The following is a 25,453-nucleotide window of genomic DNA, read 5'->3' on the forward strand; positions in this document are numbered from 1 at the left end:
AGGGGACTGATCGGGAGATGCTGCAGAACTCCGTCGACCTGAAAGAGCTTTGCTGAATCCATAATCGACTCGATCTTTCAGGTCGATGTAAGGCCCAAGACACCTCGGTCGGCCCCCTCTCCCTCCGGGAGAGGGCTGGGGTGAGGGTGAGCTTCAAACGCAGATATCCACTTCACCAAGATGACCCCCATACGGCCCGAAGCTGCGCTCCACCATCCGCCGCGTACCGTCCGCCTGCACGATCAACGCCGTACTCGCCCGCGTGCCGTAACTCTGGCTGGCAATAAACACGCTCGACAACAATGACTCCGTCGCCATGCCCACCCCGGTATCCGGCAACTCGGCCTCTGGTGCGGGCTGCGCATCGCTCAACAACGCCAGCAATCGTTCAGGCTGCGGATCATCCAGCACTGCGCTCAACGCCGCCCTGGCCTTGAGCAGTTTTGGCCACGGCGTGTCCAGCCCGGCATTGGATAACCCGTAAACCCCGGGTTGCAACATCACCGGCTCCGACGACCGCGCATTGAAATGCCACAGCTCATGGGCATTGCCCAACAGCAGATTGAACCCGGCATATTCGCCCGCACGACCCACCACATCGCTCAAATAATCATCAATCGACAGATCACCCATGAGAAAGCGCGCCACCAGTTCGCCTCGTGATTTGGTGGCCGGCGGCTGCTGCGGGTCGCGAATATTGGTTAACGCGGCAAAGCGCCCGTTGGCGCCGATCCCCAGCCAGGTGCCGCCGGCCTCAAGATCGCGCCCGGCATGCACCTGCGGCGCTTCTGGCCACGGCGCCAATGGCAGGCTGGGGCGGGCGTAGAACTCGTCGCGGTTGGCCGCGACGATCAGCGGCTGGGCATGGCCCGGGCGCCAGGCGAAAACAATCAGGCACATAAGGTGGTCCTTGTGTGTTTTTTGCCCACTCTACGCATCCGGCGTCCGTGCATCCATCGCCAGTGGAGCAGAAGGCTGCGCATCCGTTACCATGCCGCTCCTGTTTTGCCGACGCGTGCTGGAGACGGTCATGGAATTTCTGCTCTACCTGGCGCTCGGCGCCTGCGCGGGCGTGCTCGCCGGGCTGTTTGGCGTCGGCGGCGGGATCATCATCGTCCCGGTGCTGGTGTTCAGCTTCACTTTGCAGGGCTTCGATCAGTCGATTCTTACGCATTTGGCAGTAGGGACGTCGCTGGCGACGATCATATTCACCTCGGTCAACGCCGTGCGTGAACATCACCGCCGTGGCGCGGTGCGCTGGGCGATTTTTCGCTGGATGACCGTGGGCATTCTGCTCGGTGCCGGTTTCGGGGCGCTGACCGCAGAAGCGATATCCGGGCCGAACCTGCAAAAGATCATCGGCGTGTTCGCCCTGGTGATCGCCGTGCAATTGGCGCTGGACGTCAAACCCAAGGCCAGCCGAACGGTTCCGGGCAAACTCGGTCTGACTGCGGCCGGTACGGTGATTGGCTGGGCGTCAGCGATTTTCGGCATTGGCGGCGGCTCGCTGACCGTGCCGTTTCTGACCTGGCGCAGCGTGCCGATGCAGCAGGCCGTGGCGACCTCGTCGGCCTGTGGCCTGCCGATCGCTCTGGCCAGTGCGTTAAGTTTCATGATTCTGGGGTGGCACGATCCGTTGTTGCCGGCCCATAGTCTCGGTTTTGTGTATTTGCCGGCGTTGTTGGGCATTGCCCTGACCAGCATGGTCTTCGCACGGCTCGGCGCGCGTCTGGCCCACAGGTTGTCGCCGCGCTTGCTGAAAAGGCTATTCGCCGCTTTGCTGTTCTGCGTGGGTTTGAGCTTTCTGCTCTGACCGCGTGGCAATCCTGGCTTAATCCTGAGGTGGCAGCGTCGCCCGGGAATTTCGCTTTCAACTCTAACAAGGAGTCGCAATGCTGCCTTACCCGCAGATCGACCCGGTGGCCCTGGCCATCGGTCCGCTGAAAATCCACTGGTACGGTCTGATGTACCTGATCGGCATCGGCGGCGCGTGGCTGTTGGCGTCGCGCCGGCTCAACCGCTTCGACCCGACCTGGACCAAGGAGAAGCTCTCCGATCTGGTGTTCTGGCTATCGATGGGCGTGATCGTCGGCGGCCGTCTGGGTTACGTGCTGTTCTATGACCTGAGCGCGTACCTGGCCAACCCGACGCTGATTTTCGAAGTGTGGAAGGGCGGCATGTCGTTCCACGGCGGATTCATCGGCGTGATGCTCGCGGCCCTGTGGTTCGGCAAGCGCAATGGCAAGTCGTTCTTCCAGTTGATGGACTTCGTCGCGCCGATGGTGCCGATCGGTCTGGGCGCCGGGCGCATCGGCAATTTCATCAACGCCGAGCTGTGGGGCAAGGCCACCGACGTGCCGTGGGCTATGGTGTTTCCGCCGTTCAGCGATCCGGCGCAGTTGCCGCGCCACCCATCACAGCTGTATCAGTTCGCCCTCGAAGGCGTGGCGCTGTTCCTGATCCTGTGGATCTTCTCGCGCAAACCGCGCCCGACCATGGCGGTCTCGGGCATGTTCGCGCTGTTCTATGGCATCTTCCGTTTCATCGTCGAATTCGTTCGCGTGCCGGATGCGCAGCTGGGCTACCTGGCGTGGAACTGGCTGACCATGGGTCAGGTGCTCTGCGTGCCGATGATCGTCGGCGGGCTGTTGCTGATCTGGCTGGCCTATCGTCGCGCCCCGGCAGCGCCGCTCGCGCCGACGGCTTAAACTACGAACCCCGGCGCGCGACGCCGGGGCTCAAAGGACACAGGTAACTCATGAAGCAATATCTCGAACTGGTCTCGCACGTCATCCAGAACGGCAGCAAACAGGCCAACCGCACCGGCATCAACACCATCAGTTTTCCGGGGGCGATGCTGCGTTTCGATCTGCAGGAAGGCTTCCCGGCGATCACCACGCGCAAGATGGCCTTCAAGTCGGCCATCGGCGAGATGTGCGGGTTTCTGCGTGGCGTGAACAACGCCGCTGAATTCCGCGCGCTGGGCTGCAAGGTCTGGGACCAGAACGCCAACGAAAACGCGCAGTGGCTGGCCAACCCGTTCCGCCAAGGCGACGACGACCTCGGCGAAATCTACGGCGTGCAATGGCGCAAGTGGCCGGCGTACAAGCAGATCCCGCTGAGCAACACCGCCGCCATCGAACAGACCCTGAGCAACGGCTACAAGCAAATCGCTCAGGGCGAAGAAGACGGCCAGGCCTACGTTGTGCTGTACAAGGCGATCGATCAGGTACGCCAGTGCGTCGACACGATCATCAAGGATCCGGGCAGCCGCCGCATTCTGTTCCACGGCTGGAACTGCGCGCAGCTCGATGAAATGGCCCTGCCGCCATGCCATCTGCTGTACCAGTTCCACCCGAACGTCGAGACCAAGGAAATCTCCCTGACTCTCTACATCCGCTCCAACGATCTGGGGCTGGGCACGCCGTTCAACCTCACCGAGGGCGCCGCCCTGCTGAGCCTGATCGGTCGCCTGACCGGCTACACGCCGCGCTGGTTCACCTATTTCATCGGTGATGCCCACGTCTACGAAAACCACCTGGACATGCTCAACGAACAGCTCAAGCGCGAGCCGTTTGCCATGCCGAAGCTGAAGATCTCCGATCGCGTGCCGGAGTTTGCCCAGACCGGTGTGTATCAGCCGGAATGGCTGGAACTGGTCGAACCGAGCGATTTTTCGCTGGAAGGCTACGAGCACCATCCGCCAATGACTGCGCCGATGGCGGTCTGACAAGCAATACGCAATACCTCTGTGTAGGAGCGGCCGAAGGCTGCGATCTTTTGATCTTGCTGTTTATAAGATCAAAAGATCGCAGCCTTCGGCAGCTCCTACATTTGGTTTCGCGTGAGTCTTAATGGCCGTGGCTGCGGCCTACGTGGGAGTGTTCGACTTCGGTCGCGACAACCCCGCCACTCACTTCCAGCCGCTGCAAGATCCCGCATTGATCTGCCTCCGGGCCTTCGCCACAGCGTTGGCGCAGGTCGAGCAGTTGTGTCTGCAAGGCCAGCAAACCGTCAATCCGCGCCTTCACATGCTGGATGTGTTCGTCGATCAACGCATTGACGCTCTCGCACTGATCCTGCGGGCTGTCGCGCAGGGCGAGGAGGCTGCGGATTTCTTCGAGGGTCATGTCGAGGGTGCGGCAGTTGCGGATGAAGGTCAGGCGCTCGGCGTGGGCCTGGGTGTAGACGCGGTAGTTGCCGTCGCTGCGCGCCGGTTCCGGCAGGAGGTTTTCGCGCTCGTAGTAGCGGATGGTTTCCACGGCGCAGTCGGTGAGTTTCGCCAGTTCGCCGATCTTCATGACGGCAATCTCCAAAAGGGTGCTTGACCCTATAGTGGCTACAGGGTCTTTACTTGGCAACAGGCACCTTCATGGACGCAACCAATGAGCGATTCCCTGCACACCCACAAGCCCGGCGACGGCCACGATCACAGTCATAAATTGCAGCCCGTGCATAAACATTCGCATGGCGGCGACTCCTGCTGCTCGTCAAAAGCCGCAGCGCCTGCGCGGGTGCAACTAAGCGATAAAACCAGCGCCGATGCGCGCCTGAGCAGTTTTCGCATCGAGGCGATGGATTGCCCGACCGAGCAGACGCTGATCCAGAACAAGCTGGGCAAACTGGCTGGGGTGCAGCAGCTGGAATTCAACCTGATCAACCGCGTACTTGGCGTGACCCACAATCTGCCGGGCACCGAGCCCATCACCGAAGCGATCAAATCCCTCGGCATGCACGCCGAGCCGCTGGAGGCGGGCGTCGACGCACAGGTCGCGGCACCCGTGAAAAAACACTGGTGGCCGCTGGCGCTGTCCGGCCTGACCGCGCTAGGTGCCGAAGTCATTCATTTCACCAGCGCTGCGCCCGACTGGGTGGTGGCAATTGTTGCGCTGGTGTCGATTCTCAGTGGCGGCCTCGGCACCTACAAAAAGGGCTGGATCGCCCTGAAGAACCTCAACCTCAACATCAATGCGCTGATGAGCATCGCCGTAACCGGTGCCATCCTCATCGGCCAGTGGCCGGAAGCGGCGATGGTGATGTTCCTCTTCACCGTCGCAGAGCTGATTGAAGCACGCTCGCTGGACCGTGCGCGCAACGCGATCAGTGGTTTGATGCAGATGACCCCTGAGCAGGCTACGGTGCTGCAACCCGATGGCAACTGGCGCGAACAAGAGGTGAAAAGCGTCGAACTCGGCGCCCGCGTACGGGTGAAACCCGGCGAGCGCATTGCGCTGGACGGCGCGGTGGTCAGCGGCAGCTCGACCATCGACCAGGCGCCGATCACCGGGGAAAGCCTGCCAGTGGAGAAAACCGTCGGTGACAAAGTCTTCGCTGGCACCATCAATCAGGCCGGTTCGCTGGAATATACGGTGACCGCTGCGGCGAACAACTCGACACTCGCGCGGATCATTCATGCTGTCGAACAGGCGCAAGGCGCACGGGCGCCGACCCAGCGTTTCGTTGATCAATTCTCAAAAATCTACACCCCGGCGGTGTTCGTCTTCGCCTTGGCCGTCGCGGTGATTCCGCCGCTGTTCATGGGTGCGGCGTGGTTCGACTGGATCTATCGCGCGTTGGTGCTGCTGGTGGTTGCCTGCCCGTGCGCACTGGTGATTTCCACCCCGGTGACCATCGTCAGTGGCCTCGCGGCAGCCGCGCGCAAGGGCATTCTGGTTAAAGGCGGCGTGTATCTGGAGGGCGGCTTCAAGCTCGATTATCTGGCGCTGGACAAAACCGGCACGATCACCCACGGCAAACCGGTGCAGACCGATTACCTGTCACTCGACCCGACGGCCGACGCTACTGCGCCGGCCATTGCTGCCGCGCTGGCCGGGCGCTCCGATCACCCGGTATCGCTGGCCATTGCCAACGCTGCTGTGGATAAAGATTCCGCGGCGCCCACTGTGGATAACTTCGAAGCGCTGGGTGGGCGTGGCGTCAAAGGTGATATCAACGGCCAGACCTATCACCTGGGCAACCATCGTCTGGTCGAGGAACTGGGTCTGTGCTCGCCGCAACTGGAGGAAAAACTCTTCGCGCTGGAAAAACAGGGCAAGTCCGTGGTGCTGCTGCTCGACGGCTCCGGTCCACTGGCGCTGTTTGCCGTCGCCGATACGGTCAAGGAGACCAGCCGTGAGGCGATTCGCCAACTGCATGAGCTGGGCGTGAAGACTCTGATGCTGACTGGCGACAACGTCCACACCGCCCAGGCGATTGCCGCTCAGGTCGGTATCGACGAGGCGCGCGGTGACTTGTTGCCAACCGACAAGCTGCAAGCCATCGAAAATCTCTACAAGCAGGGCCACCGGGTCGGTATGGTCGGCGATGGCATCAACGACGCCCCGGCATTGGCCCGCGCCGAGATCGGTTTCGCCATGGCCGCGGCCGGCACCGACACGGCGATCGAAACTGCCGATGTCGCCCTGATGGACGACGATCTGCGCAAGATCCCCGCGTTCATCAACCTGTCTCGTAACACCGCGAGCATCCTGAAACAAAACATCGCCCTGGCGTTGGTGATCAAGGCGATCTTTCTTGCGGTAACCTTCGCCGGGCTCGCCACCATGTGGATGGCGGTGTTCGCCGACATGGGCGTGAGTCTGCTGGTGGTGTTCAACGGTTTGCGCCTGCTGCGCAAATAAACGTGAGGGATGGTCGTGCTGAGTGCCGAGCTGAAAGCGTTCTACATGGTCGCCCGCCTGGGCAGCATCACGCTGGCGGCGAAAAAACTCGGCCTCAGCCAACCGACCGTGACCACGCAAATCCGTAATCTGGAAAGCCAGTATTCGGTGGAGTTGTTCTACCGTGGCGGGCGTCGTTTGAGCGTCAGCGACGAAGGCGCGCGCTTGCTGCCGATGGTCAAGACGCTGCTGCAGCAAGAGGCCGACATCGAGTTCTTCCTGCGCAACAGCGGTCAGGTGCAGGGCACGCTGCGCATTGCCGCCACCGCGCCGTATTACATTCTCGATCTGGTAAAGACCTTTCGCGAGCGTTTGCCACAGGTGGAAGTGTCGGTGGAGATCGGCAACTCGCAGCAAGTGCTGGAAGCGCTGGAGGATTACCGCGTGGATGTCGCCGCGTCGTCACAGTTGCTCGACGATTCGCGATTGATTCGCCGTGTGCTCGGCACCGATCCGCTGGTGCTGGCGGTACATCGCAACCATCCGTTGGCCGCACAGGAACATGTGACGTTGAATGCGCTGGCCGGGCATACGTTGTTGATGCGTGAGTCCGGCTCGACCACCCGGCGCCTGACCGAAGAGTTGCTCGCCAGCGCCGGGGTCAGCTTCGGGCCGCTGCTGGAGATCGGCAGCCGCGAGTCGATCCGCGAGGCGGTGCTGCGCAATATCGGCATCAGCATCATCGCCCGCCAGGAAGTGCCGCATGATCCGCAGTTGCGCGTGCTGACCATCGAGAATGCACCGCAGATTCCGGAGTATCTCTATTGCCTCAAAGAGAGGAAGGGCGCGCGGTTGCCGGCGGCTTTTTTGGGACTCGCACAGGAAATGTCCCCGGCCTGAAGATCAAAAGATCGCAGCCTTCGGCAGCTCCTACAGGTGGACGCATTCCAATGTAGGAGCTGCCGAAGGCTGCGATCTTTTGACTTCCAACCAAAATCCCTGAATACCACTATCAGCTGTTTTTGCCTCGCTGCCACATGACGGACGCATTACAACTCTAGGATTGGCCCCATCTGCTTGATGAGGTCTGTCCATGAATCCTGCCATCGCAACTGCCCTGACCCACCCCGGTGCGCCGATGAAAGTGCGCGGCGTACACAAGCGTTTCGGCGCGTTCACTGCGCTGGATAACGTTTCCCTCGATGTCGCCGCCGGTGAGCTGGTGTGCCTGCTTGGCCCGTCGGGCTGCGGCAAAACCACGTTGCTGCGCTGCATCGCCGGGCTGGAGAAGCAGGACAGCGGCGAGCTGTATCTGGGTGAGCGCGATGTCTCGCACCTCGCCCCGCAAGCGCGGGACTACGGCATTCTGTTCCAGTCCTACGCGCTGTTCCCCAATCTGACTGTCGAGGCGAACATTGCCTACGGTCTCGCTGGCAGCGGTCGTGATGAAGTGCGCCGCCGCGTCGGTCAGATGCTGGAACTGGTCGGCCTCAGCGGCAGTGAGAAAAAGTACCCCGGCCAATTGTCCGGCGGCCAACAACAACGCGTCGCGCTGGCCCGTGCCCTGGCGCCGGCACCGTCGCTGCTGTTGCTGGATGAACCGATGTCGGCCCTAGACGCGCGGGTGCGCGAGCACCTGTGCACCGAGCTGCGCCAGTTGCAGCGCAACCTCGGCATTACCACGCTGATGGTCACGCACAATCAGGACGAAGCGATGTTGATGGCCGACCGCATCGCGGTGATGAACAACGGCCGCGTCGAGCAGTACGCGACCCCGCAGGAAATCTACAACCGCCCGGCCACGCCGTTCGTGGCCGAGTTTGTCGGTCAGGGCAACTGGCTGCCGTTCCAGCGCAGCAGCGACAGTCACGCCACGGTCGGCGGAATGAGTCTGCGCTTGGCCGATGGCAGCGTGCACAGTGCCTCGGGTCGACTGTTCTGCCGCCCGGAGGCGATCAACGTCAATCCGCTGGTGCACGAAGAAAATCTGTTCCCGGCCAAGGTTCGCGAGATCACTTTCCTCGGCAATCGCTGCCGGATGAGCTTTGAACTTGATCAGCTTCCGGGCCACGCACTGCTTGCCGAGATTGCCCCGGAAGCGATGCCGCGTCTCGGCGCGCAGCAGATCATGGTCGCCTTGCCGCCGCGCAGCCTCCAGGTGTTTGCCTGATGAACAGCAATCTCGCGCTGCCGCTTCCGCACAAGCAGGTGCGACAGTCCTCGAAAGCCGAGATCGGCGATCGCATTTTTGTCGTCGGCGGCAAAGTCCTTCTGCTGCTGTTGCTCGGCGTCGCGGTGCTGCTGCCGTTGCTGGCGATCTTCTGGCGCGGCTTCAGCAACGACGCCGGGCAGGGTGGTGGCTGGCTCGCGGCTAAAGAGTTGGTGACCAGCGCCAATTTCCACTGGCTGCTCGGCAACAGCCTGAAAGTTTCCCTCAGCGTCGCCGCCATTGTCGTACCGCTGGCCTACCTGTTTGCCTACGCGCTGCAACGCACGCTGATTCCGGGCAAAGGCATCTGGCGCGGGATTTCCCTGCTGCCGCTGATGGCGCCGTCGATGCTGCCGGGGATTGCGCTGGTCTATCTGTTCGGCAACCAAGGCATGCTGCGTGGGCTGCTCTCGGACAACATCTACGGCTTCTGGGGCATTGTGCTCGGCGAGGTGATTTACACCTTCCCCCATGCGCTGATGATTCTGCTCTCGGCATTGTCGCTGGCCGATGCGCGGCTGTTCGATGCGGCGTCGAGCATGGGCGCCAGTCCGGCCAAAGCGTTTCGCAGCATCACCTGGCCGGCAACGCGGCAGGCGGTGTTTGCGGCGTTCTGCCTGGTGTTCACCCTGACCATTACCGATTTCGGCGTGCCGGTGGTGGTCGGTGGCGACTACCAGGTGCTGGCGCTGGAAGCCTACAAAGCGGTGGTCGGCCAGCAGCAATTCGGCCGTGGCGCGTTGATCGGCATGGTGCTGTTGCTGCCGGCGCTGTTCAGTTTTGGCGTCGATGCGTGGCTCCGTCGGCGTCACGGCGACTCGATGAGCGGCCGTGCGCAGGTGTTCAAACCGCTGGCATCGAAATGGCGCGACGGCTGCTATCTGGCGATTGTTTTGCTGATCTGCGCCGCGCTGCTGCTGGTGTTCGGCATGGCGGTTTTTTCGTCGCTGGTGAAGTTCTGGCCATACAACCTGTCGCTGTCGCTCAACCACTATCAGTTCAACGAGACCGCCGGCGGTGGCTGGCTCGCCTATAGCAACAGTCTGAAGATGGCATTGGGCACGGCGCTGATTGGCAGCGTGCTGATTTTCACCGGCGCCTATCTGATGGAGAAAACCCGCACCCAGCGCGGCTTGAACCTGACTTTGCGCATGCTCAGCTTCGTGCCGATGGCGGTGCCTGGGCTGGTGCTCGGCCTGGGTTACGTTTTCTTCTTCAACCTCAGCGGCAATCCGCTGCACGTGCTCTACGGGACGATGACGCTGCTGATCGTCTGCACCATTGCGCACTATCTGACCACCGCACAAATGACCGCGACCACCGCGCTGCGCCAGCTCGACGCCGAGTTCGAAGCGGCGGCGCTGTCGCTCAAGGCGCCGCTGTACCGCCATTACCTGCGCGTGACCGTGCCGATCTGCCTGCCGGCGCTGCTGGACATCGTGCGCTACCTGTTCGTCTCGGCGATGACCACGGTTTCCGCTGCGATCTTCCTCTACAGCCCCGACACCATCCTCGCGGCGGTCGCTGTGCTGAATATGGATGATGCTGGCAACGTCGGCGGCGCGGCGGCGATGTCGACCCTGATTCTGTTCACCTCGGCGGGCGTGTCCTTGCTGCTGGCGTGGGCTTCGCGCGGCCTGTTGCGCCGTTCCCAGGCCTGGCGGCAAACCGCCCCCGGCCACTGATTCAACTCACCTACAGGAAAACGCTCATGTTCAAGCCTATGGCCCTGGCCGCTGCGGTGCTCGCGACTTTCAGCCTGAATGCCTTCGCGGCGAAAACCGAGTTGACGGTGTACACCGCCCTCGAAGCCGAACAGTTGAAGTCCTATAAGGAAGCCTTCGAAAAGGCCAACCCGGACGTCGAGATCAAATGGGTGCGCGATTCCACCGGGATCATCACCGCCAAACTGCTCGCCGAAAAAGCCCGGCCGCAGGCGGATGCGGTGTGGGGCCTGGCGGCGTCGAGCCTGGCGATCCTCGATCAGCAAGGCATGCTGCAAAGCTATGCACCGAAGGACCTCGGCAAGATCGGCGCGAACTACCGCGACGCTGCCAATCCGCCAGCGTGGGTGGGCATGGACGTGTGGGCGGCGACCATTTGCTTCAACACCGTCGAAGCCGAAAAGCAGGGGCTGAGCAAACCCGTGAGTTGGCAGGACCTGACCAAGCCTGAATACAAGGGCAAGATCGTCATGCCCAATCCGGCGTCGTCCGGCACCGGTTTCCTCGACGTCAGCGCCTGGCTGCAAACCTTCGGCGAAAAGCAGGGCTGGGTCTACATGGATGGCTTGCACCAGAACATCGGCCAGTACGTCCACTCCGGTTCCAAGCCTTGCAAACTGGCAGCGGCGGGTGAGTTTCCGATCGGGATTTCCTTCGAATACCCTGCCGTGCAGCTGAAACGCCAGGGCGCGCCGCTGGACATCATCCTGCCGAAGGAAGGTCTGGGCTGGGAGATCGAAGCGACGGCGGTGATCAAAGGCACACCGCATGAAGAGGCAGCGAAGAAACTCGCTGATTTCTCCGCCAGCGCCGAGGCGATGGACTTGTACAAAGAGAACTTCGCTGTTCTTGCGCAACCGGGAATCGCCAAGCCGCAGACCGAATTGCCAGCCGATTATGAGCAGCGTTTGATCAAGAACGACTTTGCCTGGGCCTCGAAGAATCGAGACGAGATCCTGGCTGAATGGCGCAAGCGCTATGACGGCAAGTCCGAGAAGGTTGTCGCCAAGTAAGATCTTTATCGACTGACAAGGCCCCTTCGCGAGCAGGCTCGCTCCCACAGTTGCAATGCTGTCCCCTGTGGGAGCGAGCCTGCTCGCGAAAGCGGTTTCTCATTCAGAGCACCTCTACATGACACAACCCAAAGACCTGCTCATCATCGGCGCTGGCATCCTCGGCCTGTCCCACGCCTACGCCGCTGCCAGACGCGGTCTCAAAGTCGCGGTATTCGAGCGCACCGCCACGCCCCTCGGCGCTTCGGTGCGCAACTTCGGCCAGGCGCTGGTCACCGGCCAGCCACCCGGCACCATGCTCGCACTGGCCAAGGCCAGCCGCGAAATCTGGGGCGACTGGGCGCAACTCGCCGGGCTGCAGATCAAGCGCAACGGCTCCTATTTGTTCGCCCGCAATGAAGCGGAAGAACACCTGCTCGAAGCCTTCTGCGCCGGGCGAGCGATCGAGCATGGCTACAACGTCGAACTGCTGCGCGGCGCGGCGTTGCATGATCTGTATGGCGGCCAGTTCAGCCATCATCGCGCCGCGTTGCACGGCATCGACGATCAACAGCTGTACTCGCGCGAAGCCATCCCGGCGCTGATCGACTACCTGCGTCGCGACCTCGGCGTCGAGTTTCACTTTTCCACGCTTGTGCGCGACGTCGAGCCGGGACATCTGCACAGCACCGCCGGCAGTTTTGCCGCGAAGCAGATCATCGTCTGCTCCGGCCATGATTATCAGACCCTGCTCGCCGAGCCGATTGCCGCTCTTGAGCCGCAAGTCTGCCGCTTGCAAATGCTCCGCGCCAAACCGCAGATCGATTTCAATCTGCAACACGCCGTGCTCACCGGTCTGAGCTGCGTGCACTACGGCGCCTTCGCCGATTTGCCGGAAGCCGCGGCGGTACAGGCACAGATCCTCGGTGAACAACCGCACTTGCACGCCAACGGCATTCACCTGCTGATCAGCCCGACGCCGTATGGCGAATTGATCATCGGCGATTCGCATGATTACGGCAGCGATGCTTCACCTTTCAATGCCGAGCAGATTGACGACTGGATGCTTGAACTCGCCGAGCAGACCCTGGGCTGCCGGGTGCAAGTGGTCGAACGCTGGCAGGGCGTCTATGGCGCTCGCGGCCCCGGGCCATTCTCGTTCCTGCGCCCGGCGCCGGGTTTGAGCGTGGCCCTGATGCACACCGGCGTCGGCATGAGCGTCGGCCCGGCGCTGGCCGAGCGCAACATCGCGCAGTTGCTGGAGGAGGCATGAATCACGAGCAGGTGGTGGCGCGGGTGTTCGGCCTGTATGAGCGCTTCGGTGCCAGCGATTACATCGGCGAGCCGGTGTCGCAGATCGAACACATGTCCCAGACGGCCGAGCTGGCGATGGCCGAGGGCTGGGATGATGAGGTGGTGCTGGCGGCGTTTTTCCATGACATCGGCCATCTATGTGCCGAAGGCGCGGACAACATGGGCGGTTATGGCGTGGTCAGCCATGAACGGCTCGGTGCGGATTATCTGCGTGAGGCGGGTTTCAGCGAGCGGCTGGCGCGGCTGGTGGAATATCACGTTCAGGCCAAGCGTTATCTGACCTTGCGTGAGCCGGGGTATCACGCGCAGTTGAGTGAGGCGAGTCGGCGCACGCTGGAATATCAGGGCGGGGTGATGAGCGAGGCTGAGGCGGACGCGTTCGAGGCGGATCCGTTGTGTGCGCTGAGTCTGCACATGCGGCGCTGGGATGAGTTGGCGAAGAAGAGGGCGGTGCCGGTGATGGATTTGGCGGTGCTGAAGCGCAAGGCTGAGGTTTTGTTGTCAGCTGAGTGATTGCAGCCCTCACCCCAGCCCTCTCCCGGAGGGAGAGGGAGCTGATCTCCATGCTTTTCCAACCTGAGTTCGACTGGATATCTCAGGTCGGTGTATGACCCAAGAGCAACACGGTCGGCCCCCTCTCCCTCCGGGAGAGGGCTGGGGTGAGGGGGAGCGATCTAAAGCTCAAGCACCCGATCAACCAGCGCCTCAACCTGCTCCTGCCTTTCCCCCTGATTCAACTTCGCATGCGGATTCAACGACGACCATTGCGGATGCGCCCGGGCCTTGCTCAAGGCTTCCGGAAGCTTGCCCTCGCGCCAGGTTTTATCCACAGGCGTGGCCACCTGAATGCTGTCCATCGCCGCATGCCCGCGCTGATCCAGCGCCAACACCAATTGCCGCTGACGCAACGCCAACAGGCGCAGCACGGCGTCATCTACCGTCAATTCCCGCTGGCCTTTGATTTTGCCGAGCAGGCGACTGCCATAACTGCGCGCGGTTTGCAGCGCACCGCCGGCAATCGCGCCGGCCAGTGCCGCTGCGCCGAGGGTAATCCCGCCGACGAGCAAATCCACCCCAGCCCCGGCCGCCGCACCGGCAGCAATGCCGCCGCCGACGCGCACGCCAAGCTGCTTCAAGGTTTCCGGGTTGAACAGATCATCGCCCCAGCGCCCGTCGAGCAACGGCAAATCACTGGCCGCCGCATCCTGCGGGCGAAACGCGTAGAGCTTGAGCAGCGCCTCGACACACTTTTGTTCGCGCTGACGCACGGCTCTGCGCAATTCGCTGATTGCCTGCTGTTCCTGCTCAGCCTCGCTGACCACACTGCGCCGGCACGCTGCGCAATCGATCAGTAATTCAGCGATCAAGCGCGCGGCACTGTGCTGACGGGCGAGGCGCTGGGCCTGTTGATCGGCAATCAACCGCTCCAATTGTGGCCGCGCATTCTCCAGCAGCAGGGCGAGGCTTTCGTACAGTCGGCGTTCACCATCCTCGGGCGGCGCAACGCTGTCGAAACGTACCAGCGCGTGCAGTCCCAGCCGCGCCAGTGCCTCGCGCCAATCGGGTTCGCGATGGTTGGCGCTGCTGACGAAATTCAGCACCGGCAGCAGCGGTTTGCCGCAACTGGCGAGCACTTCCAGTTCGTCGCGGTACTTGGCCAGCACCGGTTCGCGGGCGTCGATCACATACAGACCGGCATCGGAGGCGAGCAATTGCCGCAGCACCTTGGCTTCCTGTTCGAAACGCTGGCGCGCCTCGCTGCCGTCGAGAAACCGCGCCAGCCGCGCCGGACCGTCGAGGCGTTCGCCCGGGCGTTCCAGACGTTCGAGAAAATCCAGCAGGGCGATCGCATCTTCCAGCCCCGGCGTGTCGTACAGATCGAGCAACGGTTCGCCGTCCACCGACAACCGCGCGCCTTCGACATGCCGTGTGGTACTCGGGCGATGAGAGACTTCGCCGAAACCGACGTCGCGGGTCAGCGTGCGCAGCAGTGAGGTCTTGCCGACGTTGGTATGGCCAACCACCGCGAGTTTCAGCGGGGCTTTGCGTGCATCAGTCATGTCCGCTCTCCAGCCAGTTCATCGGCGCGCAATCGGCGAACGGCAATTCCAGCTGTTGCAGCGCAGCATGCCAGTCACCCAGACGTTGACCATCCAGCGCTTCGCCCGGCGGCGCTTGCAGCAGCCAGATGCGGGTGGCGCCGGCATTGCGCGCAAGCTCAGCGATCAGCGCGAGGCTGCCACGATCCGGTGAACGTCGCGGATCGCAGGCGATAGCCAGCCGCGCCGGGGGGAAGCGACTGAGTTGTTCGAGCAGTTTGTGCCGCGATTCGCGACTGTCGAGGACGCCGGCATTGCTGACGTTTTTCGGCAATGCGGGTGGCCACGGGCGTTGTTCGTCGAGCTCGATCGCCACCAGCAGCGCGCCTTCGCTGGCGAGCTCGCTGACGTTGCTTTCGACGTGATGCAGCTGCGCAGGCTCCGGGTCGTTGACGCCGAGACGTTCGCTGGTGGGCATCAGCCGTTCGCGTAGTTGCGCGTAGCCGGGCAGGTTCAGATCCAGGCGCAACGCGGCTTTGCCGCTGTTCCAGCGCCAGAAACAAAACAGGGCGAGCAGCAGGCGCGGCAGCACGCCGTAGACCACCAGCACGCCGACCAGCCAGGTCGCCCAGGCCTGTCGTGCGCTTTCGATGTCGAGGGCGCCGGCGCCGCTGGCGCGGATCATTTCTTCGGTCGGCACATTGAAGCCGAGCATTGACGGCAGATAGCCGAGAGCCTGGGTAACGTGAATAAAGGTGTCGGCGCCGAGGATCGTGGTTTCCCAGACAAAGCCGTAGCGCCGGGTGGCCATCAGCGTCAGCAGCAGAATCAGCGCGCTGAGCATCGCCAGCAGCCACAGGCCATTGACCAAAGCGCCCAGCGCCCAGCGATTGAGTTTTTTGCGTTGCAGCAGCAACAGCAAGGCCGGCGCCAGTTGCGCGGCTTTGGCATCGCGGGCGAATTTTTCGCTGAGCCACAGCCACAAGCGCCCAAGGGTAGCGCCGTGTTCGCCAGCGAAGATCAAGCCCAGCGCCCAACTCAGCAGCAATATCAGATTGATCCCGAGCAGACTGCCCAGCGCCCAGAACACATTCACCGGCGTCTGCCCAAGTGCGGCGAAAGCCAGGCCGGCGCCGCTGAGCACGGCAAAAATCATCAATAACACCAGCGCCAGGCGCGCGCCTTGCAGCCAGTGCTTGAGGGCGGCGGTGAGCCCGTCGCGCTCGGCCAGCCATAACGCCCGGCGCTGAATGCGGCTCGGCAGATCGCCGCCAGCAGCGCGGGCCAGACGATTGGCTTCCAGATCATCCAGCGGCCCCGCGTGTTCTTCGCGCAGGCGGATGGTTTCGGTGAGCCAGAGGTTTTGCAGTGGAGTCAGTTCAGTCACGCGGCGTCCCGTCGCTAAATCGAGCGCTGAGCATAACCGCTGTGGCGCTTATCGGGGTAAGCGCGGCTCTGGTATCCTCGCCGTCATGACTAAATCACTGCCCCTCAGCCTGATCGCAGCCCTCGGTGAAAACCGCGTGATCGGCGTCGACAACAGCATGCCCTGGCACCTGCCGGGGGACTTCAAATACTTCAAGGCGACCACGCTCGGCAAGCCGATCATCATGGGCCGCAAGACCTGGGATTCGCTGGGTCGGCCGTTGCCCGGTCGCTTGAATATTGTGGTCAGCCGTCAGCCGGATCTGCAGCTCGAAGGCGCCGAGGTCTACCCGTCGCTGGAAGCCGCCGTGGCGCGCGCCGAGGAATGGGCGAAAGCCCAGGGCGTTGATGAGCTGATGCTGATTGGCGGCGCGCAGTTGTACGCGCAAGGGCTAGCGCAGGCCGATCGGCTGTACCTGACCCGCGTGGCGCTGAGCCCGGAAGGGGATGCGTGGTTTCCGGAGTTTGATCTGAGCGAGTGGAAACTGGTTTCCAACGTTGAAAACCCGGCGGTTGAAGATAAGCCGGCGTACAACTTCGAAGTCTGGGAAAAAGCCTAAAAGATCGCAGCCTTCGGCAGCTCCTACAGGATGTACGCATTTCCCCTGTAGGAGCTGCCGAAGGCTGCGATCTTTTGATCTTGCTTTACATCAGGCCTGCGCCAACTCTGCGTGTTCATCCGCATCCAGCAGCGCTTTATCCGTCTGTTGCATCACCTGACTGGTAATCGCACCGGCGGTAATCGAGCCACTCACGTTCAACGCCGTGCGGCCCATGTCGATCAACGGCTCGACCGAAATCAGCAATGCCACCAGCGACACCGGCAGGCCCATCGCCGGCAGCACGATCAGGGCGGCGAACGTCGCACCGCCACCAACCCCGGCCACGCCGGCCGAACTCAACGTGACAATCGCCACCAGCGTCGCGATCCACAGCGGATCCAGCGGGTTGATGCCGACCGTTGGCGCCACCATTACCGCCAACATCGCTGGGTACAGGCCGGCGCAACCGTTCTGGCCGATGGTCGCACCGAACGATGCAGCGAAACTGGCGACCGACGACGGAATACCCAGACGACGGGTCTGCGCTTCAATGCTCAGCGGAATGGTCGCTGCGCTGGAGCGACTGGTGAAGGCGAACGTCAACACTGGCCAGATCTTGCGGAAGAAGCGCAACGGGTTGATCCCGGCGGCCGAAACCAGCACGCCGTGCACCACGAACATCAGACCCAGGCCGATATACGAGACCACGACGAAACTGCCGAGTTTGATGATGTCCTGCAGGTTGGAACCGGCGACCACTTTGGTCATCAGCGCCAGCACACCGTACGGGGTCAGCTTCATCACCAGACGCACCAGACGCATCACCCAGGCTTGTAGGGTGTCGATGGCGTTGATCACTTTCTGACCTTTCTCGACGTCGTCCTTGAGCAGTTGCAGCGCAGCCACCCCGAGGAATGCGGCAAAAATCACCACACTGATGATCGAGGTCGGCTTGGCCCGGGCCAGGTCGGCGAACGGGTTCTGCGGGATGAACGACAGCAGCAGTTGCGGCACATTCAGGTCGGCAACCTTGCCGGCGTAGTCGTTCTGAATGGTTTGCAGGCGTGCCATTTCCTGAGTGCCGGCGACCAGACCTTCAGCGGTGAGGCCGAACAGGTTGGTCAGGCCGATGCCGATCAGCGCCGCGATGGCGGTGGTGAACAGCAGCGTACCGATGGTCAGGAAACTGATCTTGCCTAGCGACGAGGCGTTGTGCAGACGCGCCACGGCGCTGAGGATCGAGGCGAACACCAGCGGGATCACGATCATTTGCAGCAACTGCACGTAACCGTTGCCGACCAGATCGAACCAGCCGATCGAGGCTTTCAGTACCGGGTTGCCGGCACCGTAGATCGTGTGCAGGGCGACGCCGAACGCCACGCCGAGGGCCAGTGCGAGCAGGACTTTTTTCGCCAGGCTCCACGAGGTGTGGCGGGTTTGCGCCAGACCGAAGAGCAGGGCGAGGAACACCAGCAGATTGAGAATCAACGGTAGATTCATGAGGACTCCAGAAAAGACTGTGCCAACAGCCATCCGGGGCTGCTGCGAACCGGTTAGCCTAACAGCTTGATTTGCAATGATTTAATACCGAAATGGCAGGGTGTCCGTCGTTTTTGGAATAAGCGCGTGTCGCTGTCGGCAATGCACCTGACGCGCAGGGGACGTACGCGGTCGCTGACAGGCGAGGGTTGTCACACTTATTTGTTAGCGTCGAACTCTTTGCATCGGGGAGTAGCGCTATGAGAATTGCACGCACGTTATTGGCTGTGGCACTGGCGGCGGGCCTGACCGGTCAGGCCTTCGCCACCGAGCTCAAGCATTGGCCTGCAGATCAGGCCAAGGCGCTGGACGCGATGATCGCCGCCAACGCCAACAAGGGTAACTACGCGGTGTTCGACATGGATAACACCAGTTACCGCTACGACCTCGAAGAGTCTTTGTTGCCGTTCATGGAAAACAAGGGCCTGATCACCCGCGACAAGCTCGATCCCTCGCTGAAACTGATGCCCTTCAAGGACACCGCCGAGCACAAGGAAAGCCTGTTCAGTTATTACTACCGGCTCTGCGAAGTCGACGACATGGTTTGCTACCCGTGGGTGGCGCAGGTGTTCTCCGGCTTCACCCTCAAGGAGCTCAAGGGCTACGTTGACGAACTGATGGCTTCGGGCAAGCCGGTGCCGGCGACGTATTACGAAGGCGATGTGGTGAAGAAACTCGACGTCAATCCGCCGAAGATCTTCACCGGCCAGCAGGAGCTTTACAACAAGCTGATGGAGAACGGCATCGAAGTCTACGTAATGACCGCCGCCTCCGAGGAACTGGTGCGCATGGTCGCGGCGGACCCCAAGTACGGCTACAACGTCAAACCGCAGAACGTCATCGGCGTTTCACTGCTGCTCAAGGATCAGAAGACTGGCGAGCTGACCACCGCGCGCAAGCAGATCACCGCCGGCAAATATGACGAGAAGGCCAACCTCGGCCTCGAACTGACGCCTTACCTGTGGACCCCTGCAACGTGGATGGCCGGCAAGCACGCGGCGATCCTCACCTACATCGATGAGTGGAAAAAACCGGTACTGGTCGGTGGCGATACCCCGACGAGCGATGGTTACATGCTGTTCCACGATGTCGACGTAGCCAAGGGCGGCATCCACTTGTGGATCAACCGCAAGGACAAGTACATGGCGCAGATCAACGGCATGATGGCCAAAAACGCGGCGGCGCAGGCCAAGGAAGGATTACCGGTGACGGCGGACAAGAACTGGGTGATCGTCAAGCCTGAGGAGATCCAGTAAGACCGAGTCGCTCCCATCGCGAGCAGGCTCACTCCTACAAGGGAACGCATTCCAATTGTAGGAGTGAGCCTGCTCGCGATGGGGCCGTTAGGGTCACCGACTAAATCGGCTGGATAAAAAATGCCCCGCACGATGGCGGGGCATTTTCGTTTCGGCGATTTGACGCTTACAGCCCGTCGAGCATCGCTTTGTTACGCACAGCACCCTTGTCGGCACTGGTCGCCAGGAGGGCGTAGGCCTTCAGGGCGGTGGTCACTTTGCGTGGGCGCACCTCTACCGGTTTCCAGCCTTTCTTGTCCTGCTCGGCGCGGCGTGCCGCCAGTTCTTCGTCGCTGACCAACAGGTTGATCGAACGGTTCGGAATGTCGATCAGTACTTTGTCGCCATCCTGCACCAGACCGATCGCGCCACCGGCCGCAGCTTCTGGCGAAGCGTGACCAATGGACAGGCCGGAAGTCCCGCCGGAGAAACGGCCGTCGGTGAGCAGCGCACAGGCTTTGCCCAGGCCTTTGGATTTCAGATAGGACGTCGGGTAGAGCATTTCCTGCATGCCCGGGCCGCCTTTCGGGCCTTCGTAGCGAATGATGACGATGTCGCCTTCCTTCACTTCGTCGGCAAGAATGCCGCGCACGGCGCTGTCCTGACTTTCGAAGATTTTCGCGTTGCCTTCAAAAACGTGGATCGACTCGTCGACCCCGGCGGTTTTCACCACGCAACCGTCCTGCGCGATGTTGCCGTACAGCACGGCGAGGCCGCCTTCTTTCGAATAGGCGTGCTCGAAGCTGCGGATGCAGCCGTTTTCACGGTCATCGTCCAGAGTTTCCCAACGGGTCGACTGGCTGAACGCGGTCTGGGTCGGAATGCCCGCAGGACCAGCCTTGAAAAAGTGGTGCACGGTTTCGTCGCTGGTCTGGGTGATGTCCCACTTGGCGATGGCTTCTGCCATGCTGCGGCTGTGCACGGTCGGCAGGTCGGTATGCAGCAGGCCGCCGCGGGCCAGCGAACCGAGGATGCTGAAAATGCCGCCGGCGCGGTGCACGTCTTCCATGTGGTACTTCTGGATGTTCGGTGCGACTTTGCACAACTGCGGCACGCTGCGCGAGAGACGGTCGATGTCGCGCAGGTCGAAATCGATCTCGGCCTCCTGGGCGGCAGCGAGCAAGTGCAGGATGGTATTGGTCGAACCGCCCATGGCGATGTCGAGCATCATCGCATTCTCGAACGCCTTGAAGTTGGCGATATTGCGCGGCAGCACGGACTCGTCGTTGTCGCCGTAGTAGCGCTTGCACAGCTCGACAATGGTGCGTCCGGCCTGGAGGAACAGCTGTTCGCGGTCGCTGTGAGTGGCCAGAGTCGAACCATTGCCCGGCAAGGCCAGGCCCAGTGCTTCGGTCAGGCAGTTCATCGAGTTGGCGGTGAACATGCCGGAGCACGAACCGCAGGTCGGACAGGCGCTACGCTCGTACTCGGCAACCTTCTCGTCAGAAGCGCTGGAGTCGGCGGCGATCACCATGGCGTCGACGAGGTCGAGACCGTGGGAGGCGAGTTTGGTCTTGCCGGCTTCCATCGGGCCGCCGGAAACGAAGATCACCGGGATGTTCAGGCGCAGTGCAGCCATCAGCATGCCCGGGGTGATCTTGTCGCAGTTGGAAATGCACACGATGGCATCGGCGCAGTGGGCGTTGACCATGTACTCGACGGAGTCGGCGATGATCTCGCGGCTCGGCAGCGAATACAGCATGCCGTCGTGGCCCATGGCGATGCCGTCATCGACGGCGATGGTGTTGAATTCCTTGGCCACACCACCGGCGCGTTCGATTTCGCGGGCGACCAGTTGACCCAGGTCCTTCAGGTGCACATGCCCCGGGACGAACTGGGTGAACGAGTTGGCGATGGCGATGATCGGCTTCTTGAAGTCGTCATCCTTCATCCCGGTGGCGCGCCACAGTGCGCGGGCGCCGGCCATGTTGCGGCCGTGGGTGGATGTTTTCGAGCGGTAATCTGGCATGGAGCACTCCGGGCGGCTAATCACGTACTAAAGGGGAGTGAGCTTCTGTTGACCTCTGAAACACCCGAAAAATGGCCGTGTGTCCGGAAGTTGCCAATGACGTTGCGGGATCGCCGCTGGTCTCAGCCTGAGCTCATAAACCCGCCGGGGATGAATGGCGATGAATGAGGCGATTCTACACCGCTGGCGTCGTGAGGGAATGGCGCAAAGCATTGTTCCCGTGCCGAAGGGGCTTGCGCAATGACGACTGGCAGGGTCAATGGTCGCCTCCCGGCATCAACCTATTGCTGCGCAGCTTGTTGGGGCGATGGCCAATCACGCTGTTCAGCATCAGGGATACGCCGCTCAGTACCACGAAACCGTAGCCCAGCGTTGCTTGCAGATTGGCCGGACCGAGGCTGATCAACGCGCTGGCCAGCCCACCACAGATGAAGATGATGGTGCTGCCAGCAGACGCCGATGCGCCGGCATTTTCGGCAAACAGGCTCATGGCACGGGAGGTCGCCGGTGGCCGCGAAATGGTGGTGCCCACTGTGCAGATCAGCATTGGAACAAGCACCGTCGCGGCTGACAACTCATGATTGGCGGCGAGGTAAAGCATCACTAGCCCCGAGACCAGGATCAGACTCAGCCCGGTGATAATTTGCTGTTGCGCATTGATATGCCGGTTCAGCACGCTGGCGAGCAGGCCGCCGAAGACATAGGCGGCACCGTAGACCAGCAGGATCAAGGCGAAATCGTAGGGCGCCATTTGCAGCTGCTCCATGAAGATCAGCGGCGAAGTGACGATGAAGGAAAAGTGGCAAGCGAAAGCGAATGCGGAGATCAGCCAATAGCCGACGAACGGGAAGTTGCTCAGCACCATTCTGTAGGACTGAATGAAGCCCAGGTGTGGACCGTTCTGAACAGGCCGGCTGTTGTCGAGCAGTCGCCATGTTTTGATCAGAACCACAGCGGCCAGGGCGATGAATACCCAGAAGCTGCCGCGCCAGCCAAGCGTCGCCTGAAGGAACGTCCCCGCCAGCGGTGAAACCGAAATGAAAATGCCCGTCGCGGTGACCATCAGGATCCGCAGGCGATCACGTTCATGGCCTTCGAACAGATCCTGTACCAGTGCCTGGGACAGCACGAAGCAACCGCATCCCAGGGCCTGCATCACCCGGAAAATCAGGAACATCGTGTAGTCGTTGCTCAGCACGCAGCCAAGCGCGCCGAGCAGCGACACGCTCATGCCTGCGAGCAGCAGGCCCTTGCGGCCGATCACATCGGACAGCGGCCCGATCAACAACTGGGCGAACGCAATGCCCACGGCGAACAGACTGATCGAGAGCGCAATATCGCCTGGTGATCGATCAAAGTGTGCCGCCAGCGCCGGGAAAGAGGGTAGCAGCACATCCAGCGGAAATACGCCGAGCAGGATCATCGCCAGCAACAGGCCGACGGCACCGCGCTGTTGGCGGCGGGTGATTGCGCGGCTGTGTTTATCCATCGATCAATCCTGCTTTGGCGAAAAGTTTCTGGTTATGGGGCAGCGCAAAAAAACCAGCCCTGTGCAGGGCTTCCAGGGTCGCTTTGGAACCGGCGCGGGCACGGGTGCGGCTGGCCTGCACGGTCGCCATACCGCTGACAATCTCCGCCACGTCACTGTCTGCAAGACCGACTGATCGCAGGCTTTGTTGCAGCCAGTTTTCGTCGGCCTCGAAGAAAATCGAAATGATCTCCACCAGCGTCTTGCTTACGAAAAGCCGCTGACGACTGTTCATCGAGATCCAGAAATAATGGAAAGCTTCAGCGAAATAACGACTGTGCCGGGCCTCGTCGGCAAGGTGATCGCGCAGCATGTCGTTTACGCTCGAGACCAGCGTGTCGCGACACACCTCCAGCAACTCACGGGCAATGATGGTTTCCGAAACAAATCCAAGCAGAAACCAGGCCAGTGCGCGGTTCTTCTCCGATGCGCGCGCAATCAGGGCGTTCATGCGGGCGATGCGCTTCGGGACGACGGGGCGCCGGGTAATGTTGTAGAGCGCGGCAATCTGCTCGGCAATCTGGTTGGAGAACAGCGCGTGGTAGCCCTCGTCTGTGTACAGCTGCAGCGCGGCATGCTTCATCGGTAGCGGTATGTAGATGGGCAGTTCCCGATGCACGATGACTTCCACTGCGCGGTTGACGATGCGATGTTCAAGCAAAGTGGTGTAATCGAGGAAATACACCAGGTGATTGGCCGTGAGACGGTGCAGTGTTTCGCGCCCCTTGGCCTGGATCGCGGGATGCTCGAGATAGGACAGAAAGGCTGGGGGAAACCAGTAGCGGGTTTGCAGTTGTTGCTCGACATCGCCCGGTAGCCGGTAGTCATGGGTACTGGTGCGTACCGATGCGCGGCTTTCCCACTCGGGAAGGGTAAATTTGAGCGACCATGACACCGGGGCCTCGCTCTCATCGATCATTGGAGAAATCATGACGACACCCCGCAGAGCAGATCACGCATTTCCTGGCACATGGCCTGGCCATCGCTTTTGCCGCAACCGAGAAAGAACAATGGCTGCTCGGCGCTGCCTTCGAGACCGAGCAGGTTTTCCACCTGTCCGTCGGCAAACGCGCCGGTCAGCCAGGTGTTGAGTCCCAGCGTCGTCGCGACCAACTGAAAGGTTTGCGAAAGATGCCCCGCATCGATGAACGCCATACGGTAGGCGCGCGAGTGTTCGTACTTCCACCAGAGTCGATCGAACCGGGCGGTGATGAATACGCCCAGCGGCAGGTTATTGATGAAGTGTTGGCCGCCGAGTAATTGACCCAGGGCAGGCTCAGGTAAGGAATTGACCTGACTCAAGGCGTGCTCGGCAGGGTGATAGGCGTAGATGCCGGGTTCGAGTCCGACGACGTTCTGCGCCAGAAGAAAGCCCTCACAGGCGTTCAGGCCGCCGCCTGAGGGACTGCTTCGACGGGCCTCAAGGCCTGGCGCGACAGGATCGTCGTGCGCATTTTTGCGCGCGGGTAAATAGCCGAGGGTGAAGTACAGCAGCGTGGCAACCTCGTCCAGTGTCACCGCCGCACCGGTGTAGGAACGACAGGTTTTGCGCCTCAGCAATGCCTGGGTCAGGCTGTCATCGTTCATTGCGCCGGGTGCAGGCAAGGTGATGAGCGCCTCAACTGACTGCGGCTTCCTGTCTGGAGAAGGTTCTGGCTTCGCCAGTACTTCGCTGCAATGCGCGAGATATTGTCTCGACCACTCGTGAATGTTCTGTGGCGTAGATTCGCAGGGAATATTTTGCGTGCCGATGTGATAAATCTTCGACAGTTCATCCCAACCCCAATTCGGGCTGTCTATTTTTGAAACTGTTAGAATGCCAGCGTTGAGAAGTTGTGTGTCTATTATGTTGTTCGGGTCAAACAAGTCTGGGTTGTGTATAAGTCTGGCGAGGCGATGGGAGTAGTCAAGATCAAGCTCGTGTTGAGTATGGTTCTTGTAATTCCAGACAACTTGTCCGGGCGGGCGCGGCAATATAAACAGAAAAGGATTGATATACATTGATTCAGATCACTCAGGGAAAGTCTTGAGGACGCCGAAGTGCCGGCACTCTTCGGCGTCCAGACTTACTTAGCGGGCGTTGGCTGCAACCAGGAAGGCGAGGTTGGCGATTTTATTTGTTTCCAGATAAATGGTTTTCATGATGTGAACTCCTTGTTCATAGAAAGTTGAAGTCGCTTCGTGGCGACAACTTCATAATAGTTTGTAATCGAATATTGGCAAGCGGATATTAAGTAGGAATATTCCAGTAATTTTG

Annotated in this window: 21 protein-coding genes; 12 read left to right on the forward strand and 9 right to left on the reverse strand. The window is 61.3% G+C overall.

Annotation, left to right across the window (positions count from 1 at the left end; genetic code table 11):
- Positions 1-153: 153 nt before the first annotated feature.
- A complete protein-coding gene (locus tag AC0Z4S_RS15175) occupies positions 154-900 on the reverse strand; it encodes an NRDE family protein (protein WP_485623615.1) in 747 nt (248 codons plus the stop codon).
- A 130-nt stretch (positions 901-1,030) separates the two neighbouring features.
- On the opposite strand from AC0Z4S_RS15175, the gene AC0Z4S_RS15180 reads away from it, so the two are divergent.
- The 3 genes from AC0Z4S_RS15180 (at position 1,031) to AC0Z4S_RS15190 (ending at position 3,730) form a co-directional block, all read left to right on the forward strand.
- Positions 1,031-1,813, forward strand: a complete 783-nt coding sequence (locus AC0Z4S_RS15180; RefSeq protein ID WP_041476853.1) for a sulfite exporter TauE/SafE family protein — start codon at positions 1,031-1,033, stop codon at positions 1,811-1,813.
- Between the two features lie 79 nt (positions 1,814-1,892).
- Positions 1,893-2,708, forward strand: coding sequence for a prolipoprotein diacylglyceryl transferase (gene lgt / locus AC0Z4S_RS15185; RefSeq protein WP_016772683.1), 816 nt, complete (start codon positions 1,893-1,895; stop codon positions 2,706-2,708).
- A gap of 50 nt (positions 2,709-2,758) precedes the next feature.
- On the forward strand, positions 2,759-3,730 hold the full coding sequence (locus AC0Z4S_RS15190) for a thymidylate synthase (RefSeq protein WP_485623616.1): 972 nt from the start codon (positions 2,759-2,761) through the stop codon (positions 3,728-3,730).
- A 121-nt stretch (positions 3,731-3,851) separates the two neighbouring features.
- Here the strand turns inward: AC0Z4S_RS15190 and cadR are convergent, their stop codons facing one another.
- A complete protein-coding gene (gene cadR / locus AC0Z4S_RS15195; RefSeq protein ID WP_016772685.1) occupies positions 3,852-4,301 on the reverse strand; it encodes a Cd(II)/Pb(II)-responsive transcriptional regulator in 450 nt (149 codons plus the stop codon).
- 84 nt (positions 4,302-4,385) lie between these two features.
- Between cadR and AC0Z4S_RS15200 the strand changes: the two genes are divergently transcribed.
- From AC0Z4S_RS15200 to AC0Z4S_RS15230, 7 genes are all read left to right on the forward strand, one after another.
- The gene (locus tag AC0Z4S_RS15200; RefSeq protein WP_485623617.1) at positions 4,386-6,641 is read left to right on the forward strand and encodes a heavy metal translocating P-type ATPase; all 2,256 of its coding nucleotides are present in this window, start codon (positions 4,386-4,388) and stop codon (positions 6,639-6,641) included.
- A gap of 15 nt (positions 6,642-6,656) precedes the next feature.
- Positions 6,657-7,520, forward strand: a complete 864-nt coding sequence (locus AC0Z4S_RS15205) for a LysR family transcriptional regulator (RefSeq protein ID WP_485623769.1) — start codon at positions 6,657-6,659, stop codon at positions 7,518-7,520.
- A 193-nt stretch (positions 7,521-7,713) separates the two neighbouring features.
- Positions 7,714-8,790: a putative 2-aminoethylphosphonate ABC transporter ATP-binding protein gene (locus AC0Z4S_RS15210; RefSeq protein ID WP_485623618.1), complete on the forward strand. Its 1,077-nt coding sequence runs from the start codon at positions 7,714-7,716 to the stop codon at positions 8,788-8,790.
- Positions 8,790-10,514, forward strand: coding sequence for a putative 2-aminoethylphosphonate ABC transporter permease subunit (locus AC0Z4S_RS15215; protein ID WP_485623619.1), 1,725 nt, complete (start codon positions 8,790-8,792; stop codon positions 10,512-10,514). The genes AC0Z4S_RS15210 and AC0Z4S_RS15215 overlap by 1 nt, the downstream gene beginning before the upstream one ends.
- Positions 10,515-10,540: 26 nt before the next feature.
- Positions 10,541-11,566: a putative 2-aminoethylphosphonate ABC transporter substrate-binding protein gene (locus AC0Z4S_RS15220; RefSeq protein WP_485623620.1), complete on the forward strand. Its 1,026-nt coding sequence runs from the start codon at positions 10,541-10,543 to the stop codon at positions 11,564-11,566.
- A gap of 118 nt (positions 11,567-11,684) precedes the next feature.
- The gene (locus AC0Z4S_RS15225) at positions 11,685-12,818 is read left to right on the forward strand and encodes a TIGR03364 family FAD-dependent oxidoreductase (RefSeq protein WP_485623621.1); all 1,134 of its coding nucleotides are present in this window, start codon (positions 11,685-11,687) and stop codon (positions 12,816-12,818) included.
- Positions 12,815-13,372: a phosphonate degradation HD-domain oxygenase gene (locus tag AC0Z4S_RS15230; RefSeq protein WP_485623622.1), complete on the forward strand. Its 558-nt coding sequence runs from the start codon at positions 12,815-12,817 to the stop codon at positions 13,370-13,372. Before AC0Z4S_RS15225 ends, AC0Z4S_RS15230 begins: the two co-directional genes overlap by 4 nt.
- A 161-nt stretch (positions 13,373-13,533) precedes the next feature.
- Here the strand turns inward: AC0Z4S_RS15230 and AC0Z4S_RS15235 are convergent, their stop codons facing one another.
- A complete protein-coding gene (locus AC0Z4S_RS15235) occupies positions 13,534-14,919 on the reverse strand; it encodes a GTPase/DUF3482 domain-containing protein (RefSeq protein ID WP_485623623.1) in 1,386 nt (461 codons plus the stop codon).
- A complete protein-coding gene (locus AC0Z4S_RS15240) occupies positions 14,912-16,285 on the reverse strand; it encodes a DUF2868 domain-containing protein (RefSeq protein WP_485623624.1) in 1,374 nt (457 codons plus the stop codon). The genes AC0Z4S_RS15235 and AC0Z4S_RS15240 overlap by 8 nt, the downstream gene beginning before the upstream one ends.
- A gap of 85 nt (positions 16,286-16,370) precedes the next feature.
- Between AC0Z4S_RS15240 and AC0Z4S_RS15245 the strand changes: the two genes are divergently transcribed.
- Positions 16,371-16,883: a dihydrofolate reductase gene (locus AC0Z4S_RS15245; protein ID WP_485623625.1), complete on the forward strand. Its 513-nt coding sequence runs from the start codon at positions 16,371-16,373 to the stop codon at positions 16,881-16,883.
- A 90-nt stretch (positions 16,884-16,973) separates the two neighbouring features.
- Here AC0Z4S_RS15245 and AC0Z4S_RS15250 read toward each other — a convergent pair whose 3' ends face one another.
- Complete coding sequence (locus tag AC0Z4S_RS15250; protein WP_485623626.1) at positions 16,974-18,365, reverse strand: L-cystine transporter; 1,392 nt, start codon at positions 18,363-18,365, stop codon at positions 16,974-16,976.
- 239 nt (positions 18,366-18,604) lie between these two features.
- Here AC0Z4S_RS15250 and AC0Z4S_RS15255 point away from each other — a divergent pair, with 239 nt between their 5' ends.
- Entirely contained in the window at positions 18,605-19,660 is a 1,056-nt protein-coding gene (locus tag AC0Z4S_RS15255; RefSeq protein WP_485623627.1) for an HAD family hydrolase, read from the forward strand.
- A gap of 166 nt (positions 19,661-19,826) precedes the next feature.
- Here AC0Z4S_RS15255 and ilvD read toward each other — a convergent pair whose 3' ends face one another.
- From ilvD to AC0Z4S_RS15275, 4 genes are all read right to left on the reverse strand, one after another.
- Entirely contained in the window at positions 19,827-21,668 is a 1,842-nt protein-coding gene (gene ilvD, locus AC0Z4S_RS15260) for a dihydroxy-acid dehydratase (protein ID WP_485623628.1), read from the reverse strand.
- A gap of 256 nt (positions 21,669-21,924) precedes the next feature.
- The gene (locus AC0Z4S_RS15265; RefSeq protein WP_485623629.1) at positions 21,925-23,157 is read right to left on the reverse strand and encodes a multidrug effflux MFS transporter; all 1,233 of its coding nucleotides are present in this window, start codon (positions 23,155-23,157) and stop codon (positions 21,925-21,927) included.
- On the reverse strand, positions 23,150-24,127 hold the full coding sequence (locus AC0Z4S_RS15270; protein ID WP_485623630.1) for a diiron oxygenase: 978 nt from the start codon (positions 24,125-24,127) through the stop codon (positions 23,150-23,152). The genes AC0Z4S_RS15265 and AC0Z4S_RS15270 overlap by 8 nt, the downstream gene beginning before the upstream one ends.
- The gene (locus AC0Z4S_RS15275) at positions 24,124-25,197 is read right to left on the reverse strand and encodes a SagB family peptide dehydrogenase (protein WP_485623631.1); all 1,074 of its coding nucleotides are present in this window, start codon (positions 25,195-25,197) and stop codon (positions 24,124-24,126) included. Before AC0Z4S_RS15275 ends, AC0Z4S_RS15270 begins: the two co-directional genes overlap by 4 nt.
- Between the last annotated feature and the right edge of the window lie 256 nt (positions 25,198-25,453).

It is taken from the genome of Pseudomonas sp. 1L-B-1-E-C1 (genome assembly GCF_057291835.1).